The organism is Hominisplanchenecus murintestinalis, from assembly GCF_943193015.1.
GTDB lineage: Bacteria > Bacillota > Clostridia > Lachnospirales > Lachnospiraceae > Hominisplanchenecus_A > Hominisplanchenecus_A murintestinalis.
On record NZ_CALPCM010000001.1, the window covers coordinates 68,413 to 84,457 of the forward strand.

Annotated in this window: 17 protein-coding genes; 10 read left to right on the forward strand and 7 right to left on the reverse strand. The window is 44.5% G+C overall.

The features are described 5' to 3' along the window. Positions 1–23 precede the first annotated feature (23 nt). The 10 genes from flhA to NFR99_RS00330 all read left to right on the forward strand — a co-directional run bounded on the left by flhA (position 24) and on the right by NFR99_RS00330 (position 10,742). A complete protein-coding gene (flhA, locus tag NFR99_RS00285; RefSeq protein ID WP_120481032.1) occupies positions 24–2,144 on the forward strand; it encodes a flagellar biosynthesis protein FlhA in 2,121 nt (706 codons plus the stop codon). Between the two features lie 24 nt (positions 2,145–2,168). After that, entirely contained in the window at positions 2,169–2,936 is a 768-nt protein-coding gene (locus NFR99_RS00290) for a sigma-70 family RNA polymerase sigma factor (RefSeq protein WP_120481031.1), read from the forward strand. Between the two features lie 39 nt (positions 2,937–2,975). After that, entirely contained in the window at positions 2,976–3,752 is a 777-nt protein-coding gene (locus NFR99_RS00295) for a flagellar hook-basal body protein (RefSeq protein WP_120481030.1), read from the forward strand. A gap of 24 nt (positions 3,753–3,776) precedes the next feature. Then, complete coding sequence (locus NFR99_RS00300) at positions 3,777–4,505, forward strand: flagellar hook-basal body protein (protein WP_120481029.1); 729 nt, start codon at positions 3,777–3,779, stop codon at positions 4,503–4,505. A gap of 30 nt (positions 4,506–4,535) precedes the next feature. Continuing rightward, on the forward strand, positions 4,536–5,333 hold the full coding sequence (locus NFR99_RS00305) for a ParA family protein (protein ID WP_120481028.1): 798 nt from the start codon (positions 4,536–4,538) through the stop codon (positions 5,331–5,333). Continuing rightward, positions 5,314–6,099 carry a late competence development ComFB family protein gene (locus tag NFR99_RS00310; RefSeq protein WP_120481027.1) on the forward strand — a complete coding sequence of 262 codons (786 nt, stop codon included), beginning with the start codon at positions 5,314–5,316 and terminating at the stop codon, positions 6,097–6,099. Before NFR99_RS00305 ends, NFR99_RS00310 begins: the two co-directional genes overlap by 20 nt. Before the next feature lie 123 nt (positions 6,100–6,222). After that, on the forward strand, positions 6,223–8,655 hold the full coding sequence (fliD, locus tag NFR99_RS00315; protein ID WP_251352120.1) for a flagellar filament capping protein FliD: 2,433 nt from the start codon (positions 6,223–6,225) through the stop codon (positions 8,653–8,655). Between the two features lie 12 nt (positions 8,656–8,667). Next, entirely contained in the window at positions 8,668–9,081 is a 414-nt protein-coding gene (locus tag NFR99_RS00320) for a flagellar export chaperone FliS (RefSeq protein ID WP_135974890.1), read from the forward strand. A gap of 8 nt (positions 9,082–9,089) precedes the next feature. Beyond that, positions 9,090–9,485 carry a hypothetical protein gene (locus tag NFR99_RS00325; protein WP_251352122.1) on the forward strand — a complete coding sequence of 132 codons (396 nt, stop codon included), beginning with the start codon at positions 9,090–9,092 and terminating at the stop codon, positions 9,483–9,485. Between the two features lie 66 nt (positions 9,486–9,551). Then, positions 9,552–10,742, forward strand: coding sequence for a nucleotidyltransferase family protein (locus NFR99_RS00330; RefSeq protein ID WP_251352124.1), 1,191 nt, complete (start codon positions 9,552–9,554; stop codon positions 10,740–10,742). A 76-nt stretch (positions 10,743–10,818) separates the two neighbouring features. Here NFR99_RS00330 and NFR99_RS00335 read toward each other — a convergent pair whose 3' ends face one another. The 7 genes from NFR99_RS00335 to NFR99_RS00365 are packed head-to-tail and all read right to left on the reverse strand — an operon-like array spanning position 10,819 to position 15,835. After that, positions 10,819–11,070: a carbon storage regulator gene (locus NFR99_RS00335; protein WP_120481022.1), complete on the reverse strand. Its 252-nt coding sequence runs from the start codon at positions 11,068–11,070 to the stop codon at positions 10,819–10,821. Further along, entirely contained in the window at positions 11,051–11,542 is a 492-nt protein-coding gene (gene fliW, locus NFR99_RS00340; protein ID WP_251352128.1) for a flagellar assembly protein FliW, read from the reverse strand. Before fliW ends, NFR99_RS00335 begins: the two co-directional genes overlap by 20 nt. Positions 11,543–11,555: 13 nt before the next feature. Then, positions 11,556–12,119 (reverse strand): hypothetical protein, encoded by a 564-nt coding sequence (locus tag NFR99_RS00345; RefSeq protein WP_251352133.1) that lies wholly within the window; start codon positions 12,117–12,119, stop codon positions 11,556–11,558. 33 nt (positions 12,120–12,152) lie between these two features. Further along, on the reverse strand, positions 12,153–13,295 hold the full coding sequence (locus NFR99_RS00350; RefSeq protein WP_251352134.1) for a flagellin: 1,143 nt from the start codon (positions 13,293–13,295) through the stop codon (positions 12,153–12,155). A 27-nt stretch (positions 13,296–13,322) separates the two neighbouring features. After that, positions 13,323–14,972, reverse strand: a complete 1,650-nt coding sequence (locus NFR99_RS00355; protein WP_251352135.1) for a flagellar hook-associated protein FlgK — start codon at positions 14,970–14,972, stop codon at positions 13,323–13,325. Positions 14,973–14,999: 27 nt separating this feature from the next. Beyond that, a complete protein-coding gene (gene flgN, locus NFR99_RS00360) occupies positions 15,000–15,467 on the reverse strand; it encodes a flagellar export chaperone FlgN (RefSeq protein WP_120481017.1) in 468 nt (155 codons plus the stop codon). Between the two features lie 41 nt (positions 15,468–15,508). Then, the gene (locus NFR99_RS00365) at positions 15,509–15,835 is read right to left on the reverse strand and encodes a flagellar biosynthesis anti-sigma factor FlgM (protein WP_120481016.1); all 327 of its coding nucleotides are present in this window, start codon (positions 15,833–15,835) and stop codon (positions 15,509–15,511) included. Positions 15,836–16,045 lie beyond the last annotated feature (210 nt).

The following is a 16,045-nucleotide window of genomic DNA, read 5'->3' on the forward strand; positions in this document are numbered from 1 at the left end:
AAACAGGACGGATGGAGTTTCAGATGAAAAAGATAATGAGTTATTCAGTAGTACTCTTTGTACTGACTGTTATCCTGCTATTGATTATACCGTTGCCGGCCGGGCTGGTGGATGTTGCAATTGTGATTAACATGGCATTGTCTATGATGATTCTGGTTATCACGATGAGTATCCATGAGCCGTTGGAATTTTCTATTTTTCCATCGCTGCTGCTGATTACGACGTTGTTCCGACTGGGAATCAATGTGTCTACGACCAGGAATATCTTATCAAATATGGGTTCCTCAGGACAGATTATCAAGGCATTCGGTGATTTCGTGCTGGGCGGCAACGTAGTCGTAGGTTTCATAATCTTCATAATTATCCTGTTGATGCAGTTCCTGGTTATCACCAAGGGTGCGGAACGTGTGGCTGAGGTTGCAGCCCGCTTCAACTTGGATGCTATGCCAGGTAAGCAGATGGCGATTGACGCGGATTTAAGTTCAGGTCTGATTGATGAACAGCAGGCGAAGCATCGACGGGAAAAAGTACAGCGGGAAGCGGACTTCTACGGGGCAATGGACGGTGCTACAAAGATTGTAAAAGGCGATGCCATCATGTCTCTGATCACTACCGGAATTAACCTGGTAGGCGGTACAATTATCGGAATGGTAATGGGCGGCGGAGAGTTTACGACTGTATTGAATACATATTCCATTGCTACAGTAGGTGATGGGCTGGTATCTCAGATACCGGCGCTGCTGATTTCCACGGCTACCGGTATGATTGTAACCAGGGCAGTTTCTGAGGGCAGCTTGAATGAGGATGTTTCCAGGCAGTTCCTGGCACAGCCATATTCTATTATGATCAGCGGAATCGCAGTAGCAGTCATGGGCGTCATCCCAGGGATGCCGACGCTGACAATGCTGCTGATTGCCGGAATCCTGGTAGGAGGCGGCTATTACCTCTCAAGACAGATAAAGGCAGGCCCTGCTATGGCGCTGCCCGGCGGTGCTTTTGGTGACGGCGGGGAGGCTTCGCATGAGGAAGAGCAGCAGTCCCAGGAGGCTCCTCCTGTTACCGAGGAAGAATATTATAAAGATGTTAATAACGTCTATACTCTGCTCACGGTGGAACCGGTGGAAATGGAGTTTGGCTACAGTTTGATTCCGCTGGTGGATGAATCGGTAGGCGGGCGGGTGATTAACCGGATTATTATTTTCCGAAGGCAGTATGCGCAGGATATGGGTTTTGTCATCCCGTCAATTCGCCTGCGTGACAGTTCCGGGCTGAATACAAACCAGTACAGCATTAAGATTCGTGGTGAAGAGGTCGCAAGAGGAGAAATCCTGACAGATTATTATCTGGCTTTGGAGCCGGAAAATCCGGAAAGAGAAGTAGACGGAATCGAGACGATAGAGCCGGCTTACGGCATCCCAAGCCGATGGATCCGGCCGGAGGACAGGGAGAGGGCGGAAATATACGGTTATACGGTTATTGACCCGCTGTCTGTTATGATTACTCATCTGTCCGAGGTTATCAAACAGCATGCTTATGAGCTGATCACCAGACAGGAAGTTGTACGGTTGGTGGAAAATGCTAAGAAGGTATCGCCGGAGCTGATAGAAGAAGCATTCCCGAATGTGATTTCCTACAGTTTGTTTCAGAAGATACTTACAAGCCTTTTGAAAGAGGGCATTCCTATCAAGGATTTGGAAATCATTGTGGAGACGATATTGGAAACGGCATCCGAGAAAGGGCTGCGTGATGTAGATACATTGATTGAAGATATCAGGACAGCGCTTAAGCGGACGATTACCCGGCTGTACTGCGAAGACGGCAGCATGAAGGTAGTTACGATGGATTCTGAATTAGAACGCACTATGGTAGGTTCTCTTACCAAAGGAGAGGGCGGTTATTATCTGGCGCTCAGTCCGGATATCCTTCAGAGCCTTATTTCACAGATGGCCGTACAGATGCGGAAGTTTGCAGGATTGTCCCAGACTCCGGTGGTATTGACTTCACAGGTTATGAGGGTACACTTTTACCGCCTGATAGAACAGTTTTATCCCAATGTCCGCGTCCTGTCTTTTAACGAAATAGCGAATAATATCCAAATCCAGTCAATAGGAAGTTTGGTTCTTGACAATACAAGCAGGCGTTAGAACAGACGATAAGTGGGTGAAGATATGGGAGAATGGGATTACTTAAAGGAAAAGACCAATGATGAGCTGCTGCATATGTATCTGGAAGAAAAGAAGATAGAGGTTAAGCAGGAACTCACGATGCGCTATCTGTATATAGTAAAAAGTATAGCAGTCCAGATGAGGAATACGTATGCCGGCTCCCTGCAGATGGAAGATATCATCAATGAGGGCGTAATTGCCATCATGAAAGGGCTGGAACGTTATGACCCTGCGATGAATATTAAATTTGAAACCTTTATCTCAAGGCGCATCCGGGGAATGATCATTGATTTGATGCGCCAAAATGACTGGATGCCCAGGGATTTCAGGAAGAACAGCCGGGCGATAGAGGAAGCGAGAGTTTCCCTTATGAGTACGCTGGGACGTGAGCCTACGGAAGAAGAGCTTGCACAGGCGGTTCAGACAGACGTAAAGAAATTCCGTAAGATACAGAGCATGAGCAGTATCATGAATGTGCTTTCCCTGGATATGATTCAGGATGATGACACGAACCAGTCTATACAGCTGGCGGACAAAGCGCCCGGCTCTCAGCCAGAGGCAGTATTTATCAAAGGGGAGACACGCCAGATGCTGGTGGAGGCGATTAACAGCTTGAAGGAGAAAGAGAAGCTGGTAGTTTCCCTGTACTATGTGGAAGAACTGAACATGGGGCAGATTGCTCAGGTAATGGCGGTGAGTGAGCCGAGGGTTTCGCAGCTTCACAGCGCTGCCATACGCAAGTTAAAACAATATATGAGTAAATATATGTGATAGCCAGCCGCAGGAAGTGCGGGTGGAAAGGAGGAAAATATGTATCAGGGATTTTATAATTTAACATCCGGTATGCTTACCCAGAGCAGAAACCTGAATGTAGTCAGCAATAATATGGCAAATATTCAGACGGCGGGCTACAAGAAAGATACAATGGTGAGCAGTACCTTCCAGGAAGAAATGCTTTACCGTACAGGCAGACGGGCGAAAGAAAATAGGGAAGAACTGGCCGTGACCTCAAAAATACGGACGGCGAGCAGGACATATGTGGATTATGAACAAGGTTCTATGGAGCCTACAGAGGGGATTTATGATTTTGCCATCCAGGGAAGAGGATTTTTCTGTATACAGACAGAAGATGGAGTGAGATATACCAGGGACGGTTCTTTTTCCGTGGATAACCAGGGATATCTGGTACTGAATGACCAGGGACGCGTCTTGGGTAAAAATAATCGTCCGATAAAGATTGACAATGAGAACTTTAACGTAGATAATAGAGGTAACATCACGGTAGAGGAGACTGTCAGGGGAAAAGTAAGGCGAACTACCCTGGGAAGTATCCGGGTGGTGGATTTTGAGAATTATGAGAATCTTCACAAAGAAGACAACGGCATGTTTTCTACAGACCAGAATGGGAGACAGGTAGGAAATGACACGGCGATTGCCTGGAAATGCCTGGAGAGGGCGAATGTGAACATGGTGGATGAGATGACAAATATGATGTCATCACAGAGGGCGCTGCAGAGTGCCGCCCAGGTTCTCAGGCTTTATGACCAGGTGATGGGAAAATCAGCAAGTGAAGTTGGAAGCTTATAAACCGATTAAGGAGGAAAATCAGCAATGTATTCATCATTTTATACAGGGGCACTGGGAGCTAAGGCAAGCCTGAATAAGTTGGATGTTGTGGGCAATAACCTTGCAAATATTAATAATGGAGGGTTTAAGCCCAAGACAGCGGTGTTTTCTGATTTAATACAGTATAATCTGAACGATTCAGAGGATGCAGTTACAGAGCTTCAGGCCGGAGCCGGTGTGCGCACTCAGAATACATATACTACATTTGCGGCATCGACGCCGGTTGCATCGAACAGTGAGCTGGATTTTGCTATCATGGAGGATAATTCGTTCTTTATGGTAAGGGACAGAGGCACAAATGAAGTAAGTTATACCAGGGACGGACATTTTCACAGAGGTCAGATTGGCGATAGATTCTATTTGATGACAGATGCCGGGAAGCTGGTTCTGGACAGAAATAAGAAACCAATTGTGGTAGAAGGGCGGGGGGCAAAGGATACGCCGCTTCTGCAGCAGGTTGGGGTTTACACCTTTGAGAATCCGAGCCGTCTGATGAGTACCAGCAATAATGAGTATGTGCCGTCCGAAGACACAATGCGACCTTCGCTTGTCAAAAATCCGGAACTGGCTCAGTGTGCATTGGAAAGCTCGGGGACAGACATGTCCATGGAGCTTACTCGTATGATTGAGAGCCAGAGAGCATATTCTTATGCTTTGAAGATGGTTCTTACATCGGATGAGATTGTAGGTACGATTAATTCGCTGAAAGGATAAAGCGCGTCAGAAAATTTTGGAGGTGTCAAATTGGCTACGATTATTACTGTATCAAACCAGAAAGGCGGAGTGGGAAAAACTACCACATCTGCGGCTCTGGCCGCCGGCATTGCGGACAGAGGAAACAAAGTGCTATGTATCGATTTAGATCCCCAGGGAAATTTGGGATTCTGTCTGGGAGCCGATATGGAAAATGCACATACAGTGCTGGATGTGCTGAACGGCACGGTTTCCATAGAGGAGGCGGTGTGCCATGCTGACACCTGCGATATGCTGATTTCAGATATTACTCTGAGTAATAATGGGATGGAACAGGTTTCCAGTGAACGGGAATTTATACTAAAAAAAGCGATAGCTCCTGTTCAGGAACAATATGATTATATTATTATTGACACGCCGCCGGCATTGAATCTGCTGACGGCTAATGCGTATGCAGTCTCTGATTTTTTGATTATCCCCATGGTGGCTGATATCCTTAGCCTGGTGGGGCTTTCCCAGCTTTGGGAGACAGTGGAATCTGTTCGGAGCCTTTTCAATTCAGAGCTGAAGGTTCTGGGAATTCTGCTTACCCGCTATAACCGCAGGACTCTTTTGTCGAGAGATGTAGATGAACTTGCGGCACAGCTTGCGGATCAGATGGGAACGGTAGTATTTAAGAGTAAGATTCGTCCGGGAGTGGCAATCGCAGAAGCGCCGGCTCACGGCGAGAGTATCTTTACATATAATCCGCGTTCCGGAGCTGTACAGGATTATCTGGAATTTATTGATGAGATAGCGGAGACGATTCATCTAAAGGGAGGAACAGAACATGGCGAAGAAAACGAATAAAACTGCCCACGTACTGAATCTTTTGACGAAAAGTCCGGCGGCCCAGGACGAAGGAAGCGCAGAAGAAAATAAGATTCCTGCGGAAAATCAGGCCGCGGCTCCTGTGGCTGCTGCTGCAACAGTCACAGTAGTGGACGAGAGCGGCAATGAACAGTTGGAAAAGAGTATTCTGGAACAGTTGGAAAATGAGGTTTCCCAGGCAGATTCAGCAGAGGTGAAACCTGCGTCTGCAGCAAAGGCAAAGATTCCGGCAGCAAAAGAAGAGGTTTCCATGCCGGAACCGGAGATTTCTATGGGGCAGACAGAGATACCTGCCGTGAAAGAGGAAGTTTCAGCGTCCCCAACAGAGACGCCTGCGGCACAGCCGGAAGCTCCGGTGATAAAAGAGGAAGCTTCAGTGCCGGAGAGGACAGAAATGCCGACCGTGACGGCAGAAGGAAAAACAGCAGATGTGGAAGCAAAGGAGGAAGCAGCTCCGGAAAAGACTGCAGTGAAGGAGTCTTCTTTTATAAATGTGATGGAAGAACTGCTGAAACGGCAGGATATTAATAAATATATGGAACAGTACAAAGTGTGCCGGTGCGAGAGATGTCGGGCAGATGTAGAAGCGCTTACGCTTACGCGGCTTCCGGCGAAATACGTGGCAGCAAAGAGCGGCTTCGGGACATCTGGCATGAATTACTATGAGAATAAATATAAAATACGGATTTTGACGGAAATCATACGTTCCTGCGTTGCAGTGAGAGAACACCCCCGTCATGATTAATCGCGGGAAAATCATCTGTCGGGTATTATCTTTTTGAGGGATTTGCCGATAAATACAATATAGAATTTTGTATATTAAGTATATTAAGATTGTTCAAACTATCTTGAAAGGAGAGATATTTATATGGCAAAGGTAAATAGTTTGGGAAATACAAGCCTCAGAGGATTTGGCGGCATGGCGTCAGGAATCGACAGGGATGCGATGATTGAAGCGATGACAGCGGGGACAACCTCAAAGATTACAACACAGCGGAATAAGATGCAGACCCTCCTGTGGAAACAGGAAGCATACCAGAGCGTCAGCGGTAAGATTATTGACTTGGATGACAAATATTTCACATATTCATCTTCTAAATGTTTAAAGAGTGCATCATTATTTGCAAGAAATCAGATTACAGCTATTGGGGATGAGAAGTATACAAGGTTTGTGAAAGCATCAGGGACTTCCTCGATGATAGATAATCTGTCCATATTAGGCGTAAAGCAGCTGGCAACTACCGCCAGCCGAAGATCAGCAAGCAATGTCGGAAAACTTTCTACAACGCTAAATTCGATGGATCAGGAAGTAAATATTTCTAATCTGAAGGATACGCAGCTTCGTTTTGGCGTGTGGACTCCGTTAGATGGAGGTAAATTTAATAATACCACTACATTTACCATGCCAACATCTTATAAGGATGAGAGTGGAACAGAACATTACATTGATTATACGACAGATGATATCGAAGGACTGGTAGACGAGCTGAATGCAGCGCTGAAAAATTCTGATGTTATGCTTGGGGAAGATAAGATTTTCGATGTCATGGAATTTAAATATGAAAATGGAAAGATTAATATCAGTACGGATGGTAAAAAGTCTACAAATTATGTGATGCGTTCAACTTCTACGGCATTAGGAGCATTGGGGTATCAGGTAGATGCGGAGGCAGATAAGGAAGGGATTTCTTTCAATAAGTTTAATGACAATGTAGGAAATTTTGCAGATTCTTACCGCAAGACCTATAAGGCAGACGAGTACTTTACCGGAAAGAAAGTTACTTTTAATTATGACGGTACTTCAAAAGATATAGAGTTGATTACCCAGGAAGAATATGATACTTTATTTAAAGATTCTACATTAACCGGAGAAGAGAGGCTTGCAAAGATGGCAGAGAATCTCCAGGTGCGTCTTGACAGGGCGTTTGGTACGGGCAATGTAAAGGCAGAGCTTACAAATGTTGACGGAAAGGATACATTGGCATTCAGTACAAAGAATGATGCTTCTACGGTTACAATCACTTCTTTTGACGCGAATGTTAAGGATGCGCTTGGCATTATGTACGGTGCGTCAAACAAAGTGAATACTTATGCTACGCTGGATAAGGCAAACCTGGGAATCAGCAAGGATGATATGAGTAATTATACAGATGCCAACGGAAATCTGGATTTGGTGATCAATGGTGTAAAGATTGAGGGACTGACTGCGAAGAGTACAGTCAAGGATATTATATCTAAGATTAATGCAACGCCGGAGGCAGGCGTAAAAGCTTCTTATGTAGATTCTACAGGACAGCTGATGCTGGTATCGTCTGAGACGGGCGCGGGCAGGCAGATTGATGTGAGCGGAAGTGAACTGGGAAAGAAGCTCTTTATGGCAGATCCGGATAATGAGGACGCCGGATTTGTGGCAGGACAGGATGCGGAGATTGCCGTAAGCTATGGAGATGGGACTGTAGTGAATTTAACGCGTTCCTCCAATACTTTCGATTTAGAGGGATTAAAGGTATCCGTAACAGGTAAATTTGGATATGACGCGGCAGGAAATCTGGATAGTTCCCAGGCAGTTACTTTTAATGCACAGGCAGATGTGGATGGAGTGACAGAACTTGTATCAAAGTTCTTCGAGGAATATAATGCGCTGGTAGAAGAGGTAAATACACAGATTACTTCAAAGCCGGATAAATCTTATGGTCCGCTTACGGATGAACAGAAGGCAGAGATGACGGAAGCAGAAATTGAGCGTTGGGAGAAAAAGGCGAAACAGGGTCTGCTATTTAACGACGGTACGATGCGTGATTTGAGCGGCAGCCTTCAGAGCTTTTTAACGGATTTGATGGGAACCGGTATTTCCTACGATGATTTGGAGGAAATGGGCATCAGCGTTTCCAGCAATTATATGGATGGCGGAAAGATTGAATTTAATGAGACGAAATTCAAACAGGCGATGTCTACAGAACCGGATAAGGTTGCAAAGGTATTTACTGGAGAGGGGACTTCTTCAAAGGGCTTGGCCCAGTCCATGCAGGATAGGATGACGCCGTATGCGACCCGTTACGGAACCAGGAATGGCGGTTCTTATGGACGTCTGGTAGAGGAAGCAGGTTCGCCTAAAGTACCGATGTCTGTCATGGATAACTATATATACAGAGAGATTGAATCTATTCAGGATATGATTGCAACTCTTCAGGAGAGGCTTTCCAGTGAAGAAGATCGTTATATTAAACAGTTCACTTCCATGGAAACGATGATTAATAAACTGAATACGCAGTCGGGGTATTTGTCTCAGCTTCAGGGCTAAAGAGAGGATTAGATGAACGCATATCAGAAATATAAGGAAAAGAGTATTCTTTCTATGTCGGGACCGGAGCTGGTGCTTCTGTTGTTTGAAGAAGCAGATAAGCGGTTAGCGAGAGCAGGATACGCGCTGGAAGATAAAGATTACGGGAATTTTGATAAAGCGCTAAATCGGACGTTTATGATTGTGCAGTATTTGATACAGATTTTAGATCTGGAACAGCCAATTAGCCAGGAATTAAGAGAAATTTATCAGTATGTGCTTTATGATATTGGCCGTCTGCAGGCCGGACGGGAAAGACGGAAGGATGAAATTCCACGTATTCGTCAGATATTATCAGGTTTGAAGGAAGCCTTCGACCAGGCATGGCATACAGTAGGTATGAGCGGTGGCAGAGCGATGCAGCATGATCTTGGAGTCCGGGGATAGGAGAGAAGATGGCTCTTAACAAAGAAAAAGTTATGATTTTGGTTCAGCGGCGGTTGTCACTTATCCAGGGGATAAGCCGGCTGACTGCTGAACTGGCAGATGCCCTTTCGCGAAGGGATGAAGTATCCGTTAATATGCTGCTTCAAATGCGTGCAGATGAGATGGGAAGATTAGATGAGTGCATGGAAGAAATCTGGAAGACGGGGGAGGAAGGCGTCTCTGAGACAGAGGAATTAAGGCATTTATTGACTTGTGATCCATTTCGTGAAACAGCTGGTCCAGGGTATGAGGAACGGAAAATTTTTGAAATTAGGCAGAAGACACAGGCGTTGATTAAAAAGCTTCAGGAAGAGGATAGAAAAATCAATCGGAGTGTTGCCGGGAATCAATCATTTTATGATTGATTCCCGGCAAAATGCCTGAGGACAGTGTATTATTGCAAATACCCTGGCGTTAAGGAGAAAACAGGGATGAAACAATTGTTGTATGAGGGACGCTTTTTGGCAGAAATTACTGCCAATGTCGTTCGGCAGGAGAATTTAAAAATTGTACATAACAGAATCGACTGGGAAAGGATATATCGGCTGGCAGATTATCATCGGATAGCGCCTGTTATGTACCTTGGTCTATTAGGAAATGGAGAAGTGTTGCCGGACAGATGGAGTCAACGCTTTTTTCTGCGTTATCAGGAGGCTCTGCAATATGGTGTAAAGTGTGAAGCGGAAGAGCAGACGCTGCTGAAGCTGCTTAGTGAGAAAAAGGCATTCTGCATTGTGTTTTCAAACTCCAGGGTACGCAGTTTGTACCCATTGCCTGAAATGGCAGGAAAGCGCCCTCTGGGCCTTCTGACAGACAAATCCAGTTACTCTATGGTGAAAGGCTTCTTGATTGATTTGGGATATGAGACGGCAAACACCTTTCAGGGGTTTGGGGAGTCTATGGTGAAAGAACAGGGGATTGAAGTGGAAATTTATCATACACTGCCTTTTATAGTTCCGGCCTTCCAGAAGGAGGCTTCGTGGCTGATGGATACGGCAGAAGAAGAAGAGGGATTTCCGGAAGGGATACCTGTACTTCCCTTGGAAAGTGATTTCCTGTTCCGCATGGCGCGCGCATCATACCGTTACGTGACGGACAGTTTAAAGCTGTGGGAGATGCTGGATTTGATGATGTTCCATAGAAAAATCAAGGACAGCTTAAGCTTGGAAAATATCCAGGCTCAGATGAAGGATTTGGGAATAGAGGATTTATCCTGGAAGCTTTTGGAGCTTTCATACTTTTGGTTTGGAAGTAAAGCAGAGCTTAAAAAGCTGGAGCAGAAAGAGGATATGACTGTATTTGACATGTTGGAAAATCGTATATTGCTTATGGGGCAAGATTCTGATAATCAGGAGAAAAATGAGCAGGCGCTTCAATTGGCAGAACAGATTCAGAAAGCGAAAGCCAAGGCACAGAAGAAAGAGGAGAAGAATATTTTAAAAGAGAAGCGGAAGGAAAGCCGTGCAGAATTCCGTAAGATGCTGCGCTGGGTATTTCCGGATTATCATTATATGTGTACGATTTATCCTAAATTGGAGAGACTTCCTGTGTTGCTGCCATTTTTCTGGTGCTGCAGGGGATTGCGGATATTGAAAAGAGCATTAAAAAGGCAAGAGAAGTAATCATGAAGATTAGAAAAAGCAGTACGGAGAAATGTTTTCTTAAAAAAGAAATATTTCTCCGTACTGCTTTTTCTGCTTATGCATCACAATCATCTGTTTCATTGGAATGAAGCATAGACTGCAGGGAACATAAGGAATGGATATCCGCCGGGATGACAGCGCTCTTTGTAGCTTGTTCCATTTCTGAAAGCTCTTCCCGGAGAATAGAAATCTGTTTTGGCGCATCAATGGCGACACGTACGCCATCAGTAGCACAGTCAATAATCGTAATACGGACATTTCCACCTATTAAAAAGCTTTCATTCTTCTTACGTCTGAGAATCAGCATAATCAGCACTCCTATCTGTTGAATTTTCTGCTGGGCAAACAGTTTGGAAAGAACGTATCTGATGACGAATTCCATATTCGGAATTCGTCAAAATTACCTGCATACCAATATGTGTTTCAGGATTTATCGCAAGAGGAGCTTTCAGGTTTACTGTAGTATCCAAGTAATTATCTCGCACGGTGCATAGTGTATAATAGCACAATTCTTCACTGTCTGAAACATTAAGAAAAGATAATTCTTCTGAGCTAAGGTATGGAGTATAGTCCGGACATAAATATATCGGATTCAACATAGCAAAGCAAATCAAAGACTCCTCTACAGATTGCAGTAAAATGATAGAATCATCATTGTGACTCAGATACAGGGGAAGATACTTTTTCAAATTTGGAAAGCCAAACAGACCATCCGGGAATATGATAAGATCTTCCTCTGTATATTCAACTTCACCATAATAATCAGTTTGTATCAACATAAGCAAAACTCTCCTATACAGATAAATTGAGCTGCTGTCCGGGATCTGCCGATTCAGGGAAATAATTAAAACCGCCTGTATATTCAAAATGCACATCCGGATACTGAGTAATAATTGTCATAGAAAGAGCCGGAACAAAGGATAAGCTGCCGCTTGCAACACGCATCTCAAAAGCGCCTCTTTCTACATTGTAAGAAGCTTGTGCCTGATCAGGCGAATAATTAATATTCGCATCCGAAACAGAGATAGGAGCTTTTTGTACAATATCGGCTCCGGAATTTATCCGGTTGGCAGAGGGAGCAGGAGTCATCGGCTGTGCGGCCGTACCGGATACGAAAGACTGAGGTGTGTGTACAGGTTTCGGCGCCGGAGCACGGTGAGAACCAGAGAATGCACGGTTAATGTTAGATACATCACGAACATTCGTACTTGCTCCGACACGCTGTGCAAACGCCTTATGGCGTGCCATAGCCTTCCTTCTCTCAATATCCAAAGAATCTTCTGAAACAAGACGTGCATTTTCAGAGAACCTCACTGCTTTAAAAGAATCCGTCGAAATGTTTAAAAGCTGTGCCATAATTGTTACCTCCTTTCACAAGTAACTATATTTTTAGCGCATAAAATCAAATAAAGATGTTTCCATTAATTTAGTACCAACCTGAAGAGCAGCATTATAAGAATACTGGTTAGAAACCATTTCCATAATTGCTTCATAGGGGTCAGCGCCCAGTTTATCGGCATAAGCTTCGGTCAGAGAATCCTGAACAGAAAGCAATCGTGTATGTGTATCATCCAAACGGCTGTATTTAATACCTAGCTCCTCGTAAATAGTACCTAAACGGATAGAAGATGCATCTATCTCTGACAGAGTGTCGCCAAGAACTTTATTCATAGTGTTTAATCCATCCTGCGTAGGATTATCAATATAATCCTGAACAGCAAAAGCTGCCTGCCCTGTAAGTGCGATGGCGCTGCCATTCATCCGTTCCTGGATAAGAGCTTTCAAATCATCTGTTTTTCCAAGACTTATCATATCGCGAGCCGTTTTGGAGGTAATTCCTGTAAGAACATTCAATCCGCCAGTGTAGGTATCAATCAGAGAATCCCTGTCACCGATATAGCCATATCCTAAGTCCATCACACCCTGTTCAGTCATAGCCTTTACGACACTGTCAATATCATCAATCACATATTCATAACTGCCGTCAGTCTGTTTCGTGAGGGTCATAGTGATGTCTGTAGTTGTTTTGTCACCGGGGAACAGATGACGGTAGGTGAGAGTTTTTCCATCTTCACTAAGATAGAATGGAGCCTGGGAAGAGTCATTCCCGCCGAAAACATAAATATTCTGATACTGTACATTCAGGGCATTTACGATTTCGTGCTGTGACTGTGTCAGTTCATCCCTGACAGCGCTAAGTGTAGAAGTATGATCTGAAGTTGCATTCAGCGCCTTTTCAATCTGGAACTTGGAGCCCTTGTCACCAGTCAGAGCCGACTGGATAGCGCGGGCGCCCAGCTCCTGCTGATACATACGGTGTTTTACATCCTTAATCAGTGAAACTTTGCTCTCTAAATCCTGGAAATGAGTATCCATATTAAGCCCTTCATAGTAAGCTAATGGATTTTCAGCAGCGCTTTCATATTTTTTACTGTTTCCGCCGATTTTAGAGAAACTTTTGATAAGTTTGCTGTGCAAATCATTAGCAGTGAAAGTAAAATTCCGATAGATTGATGTATTTGTAACACGCATGGTGTAAACCTCCTTTTATTTTTTTTATTAACGTCCGACAGTGCCGGTGCCATTAATCAGTTTATCAAGCGCTTCGTCCAAAGTGGTCATCAGACGGGAAGCTGCATTGTACGCGGCCATATAAGTCATCATGCCAGCAGCTTCTTCATCCATACTAACGCCGGAGACAGAGTCCCGTGCATTCTGAATTCCGTTTTGCATGATGCTATTTGATTTGACATTCATCAGGTTTGCGTAAGAATCACTGGCAAGGGTCGTGGAAACATGGCTGATAAATCCTGAAAAGGAGTTTCCATTCAGACTGTCATAATGTGATGACATGGCTTCCAGCATATTGAGGATATTTCCGGTTTTGCTATCCTCAGGAGAAGTTATGTGCACCAGACCCGCAGACCATTCTTTAGTAATTCCAACATTAGAAGCTTTATCGCCTTCCAACAAAATCATATTGCCGTTATTTGCTCCGGTCGTATTAATACCGTTAATTGTGTCAACAAAGGATTTCGCCAGCAAATCCAACTGATCCATATAATACTGATACCCTCTTGTAAGTCCGGTATTTACCCCATCATGTCCAAGCATATCAAGAGAAGCCTGAATAGAACCGCCGGTAAGTTCCGGGCCGTCGTTTGCAGGAGCAGTGATAGTGATAGAAGCAGGGTTCTGGGGTTTTCCGTCCGGTCCGGTTGCAGAGCCTGTAATCGTAATCGCAGTCTGATGCACATCGTCATCCGGTCGTGTAATGGAGAGATTTCCATAATTTTCGGCAACCGTTCCTTCGGAGCCGTTTACGAGTGTCAGACGCTGCGTTACACCGTTTTCATCTTTATAAACCAGATCAACCCTGACATCTTCAGGCCAGTCTTTTTTTGCCAGAAGGTTTCCGGCAGAAGAGATATCATAAAGCTCATTATCAAGGGCATTTCCGTCAGCGTCAAGGCCATCATGAGAAAAATCTTTAAAATAAGTTACTTCAATCGGAAGATAACTTGCAAGCTTGTCAAGAAGAAGATTTCTGGTATCCTTAAGCTCGTTACTGTTTTGTCCTACGACTTCATTTCCCTTAATCTGACGATTCAGGGTGGCAATCTGAAGAAGCATATCATTTACCGTCTGAACTGCGCCGTTTCGGTTTGTAGTTTCACCGTCCAGACGCTCATACTCGGTCTGTTCCGCTTTTTTAATTTCTCTGGCGGCGTCGTTTAAAAGATTTGTGAAAGACTCCATGTCATTCCTTAACTCTACTTCGTAAGCGGAATCCAGCGCTTTTGAAGGATCCTGCATATCAGTCAAGGTAGAGCGGATGTTTGCCAGCGCCTGACGAAGCCCTTTTATCTGAGATTCATCAAGAATATTTGACAGGCTATCCAGGGAATTCTGATAGGCGTCAGTATAGCCGGATTTCGTCATCTGTGAGCGGTACTGGGCGTCCAAAAGCGGATCACGGAGCTGTGAAACACCCGTAATCCCTACGCCAAATCCTGTAAAAGCGGTATTCCGGCTGATATAAGCAGAAGATGGGCTGGTGCTGTTAATGCTGACAACGTCCAGCTGCTGTCTGGTATATCCTTCCGTGTGCATATTTGCTAAATTCTGCCCTGTAATGTCCAGCCGTTTCTGGCTGACCTGAAGGGCTGAGAGAGCAGTGGTAAAACCTGCAAAACTTGCTCGTACCATAATATAAATCCTCCTGTATGAGAAATATTAAACGTAAGTATCTTTCTGGGAAAAAGACCGCGGAGCTTCCGCTGTACCGTCAGGGCTGTAAGATGGATTCTCACTGCGGGACAAGAAAATTTCCAATTCCCGAACCCTGGTAAGTATCATCCTGTCGGCATCTTCTTTTGCGGATGTCAGAGCTTTCAGCTTTCTGTCCAGATCGTCAAACAGCGGTGAAAGAATCTGCTGTTTTTCCGGGGAGACCCGTTTCAGAAGCTGGCGAAATGTCAAATCCTTCCATCCAAGCCCTTCCATCAGCCGGAAACGTTTCTGTTCCAGTCCCCGGAGCTGGAGCAGGACAGCCTGTTCCTCCTGAATACAGTTATCAAGTAACTCATGTTTTCTATCTGCTGCCGCTGCCGCCTTTTCCCTTTCAATCAAGGTAATCTTATCGGTGACTTTGATTAAAGACTGTATAACAGCAGTAAAGTCCTCAAAAGAATGCTCTGTCATAATCCTGCCTGCCTTCCTATATTAATATATGAATAAATGGCTTATGCGTAGCCTAAAAGCTTCTCGGCTATACGTTCCGGATCAATCCGGTATGCACCTGCGGCAACTTCATTCTGCAGCTGAAAAACTTTCTCTGTATCTGCTTCCCTGTCCAGGGCATTTGCACATCGGCGGGAAAGTATACGGGCAAACTCACTGTCATCCGATAAAATTTTCCTTGGCTGATTTTTTGTAATCGTAACCTTATCATAATTGCTGGATATTTCGGATGGTTCTGCAAGGGATGGAGCTTTTCTTTCATTTGATAGCTCAATTGCAGGCATCTGAAGCTGATAATTTACATTGGTAGTCTGAAATGTGATGTTCATGGCACCCTCCCTTCTGGAGCAGAGTACTTCTCTTCTCCTGTTAAATACAAACTACACTATATTTTCTTATATCGGCACATTCCGGCACAAAATAAGGATTTTGCATAAAAAAGTGAAATCAAACATAGAGGATAAAAAAATAATCCTTGAAAACCTAATGTTTAATAGGGAATTGCCGATATATATAGATATACTTGTGACCTTATTTCT